Consider the following 1101-nt stretch of genomic DNA (forward strand, 5'->3'; position numbering starts at 1 on the left):
GATATACCCTCGGATGGATGGGGCTTTATGGGTCAGGTGAGCAGGACCATAAAGGGACACAGCCTCACGTTCGGAGCTGACCTTCAAGGAGCAAAAGTTGAAACCAATTATGATTATGCAGGAAAAGGGCTGAGGTTCTACACCGGGAGGGCAAACCTGTACTCGATGTTCGTGCACGATGAAATACCTCTTCTTGGAGGGAAGGTGGCGCTCAGCTTAGGGGCACGGTATGACTGGTGGAAGCACACCAAAGGACGCTTCACCGATGAGACCACCGGAAAGCTGATAGAGATTGACTATCCGGAAAGAGGTGACAGCGCCTTATCTCCCAAAGCAGGGATGGTCTATCGCCCCAGGGAAGAGATCAGGTTCAGGGCATCATTCAGCACGGGATTTAAGGTTCCGGGAATCTATTACCTTTACAGGTCGGGCCCTCACGGTCCGAGAAAGTTCGATGTGGGCAACCCGGACCTGAAGCCCGAGAGGATGACCCACTCCATTGACATAGGGTTCGATATCAGACCCATTGGAGAGCTGCAGGCGACCTTTACCTATTACAACTCAAGCTTCAAGGATTTCATCTACAAGAAGACCCTTTCTGAGGAGGAAATACCTCCGTACTTCCATCCTGAGCCGGGACAGGAGGTCATACAGCCGGTAAACGTGGGAAGGGTTGATATCCACGGATACGAGGCCGGGATCAAGGTTGAGCTTCATCCTCACTGGTCAATCCTTGCCAACTATACATACAACCGGTCAATCATCAAGGAGCACGAGCTTGCGCCGGAACTGGAGGGCAAGAAACTTAGTAAAACCCCTGAATACCGGTTTAACTTCGGTTTGAGCTACGATAATCCGAAGGTATTCAGGGTAAGTGCCACCTTCAGAAATGTCGGCCCCCGGTTCTACGATGAGAAAAACGAAAAGAGACTTGAGGGGTATTCTGTCTGGGATCTAAAAATATCCCGTGCCCTTTTCGGTGGTCTTGAGCTTTCCCTGAGCGTGGATAACCTAACCGATGAGAAATACAAGATGTCCTGGTATTACCTTGCTCCGCCTCGGACTATCATGGCCAGCCTGGCATATAAGTATTAAGCCGGG

The 1101-nt window shown here is 50.9% G+C and carries 1 protein-coding gene; it reads left to right on the forward strand.

Annotated elements, in window-relative coordinates:
* The coding region (locus J7J33_06300; GenBank protein ID MCD6168888.1) for a TonB-dependent receptor at positions 1 to 1095 on the forward strand (1095 nt) is incomplete at its 5' end.
* Positions 1096 to 1101 lie beyond the last annotated feature (6 nt).

The sequence above is a fragment of the Caldisericia bacterium genome (assembly GCA_021158845.1).
In the GTDB taxonomy this organism is placed as follows: Bacteria; Caldisericota; Caldisericia; order B22-G15; family B22-G15; genus B22-G15.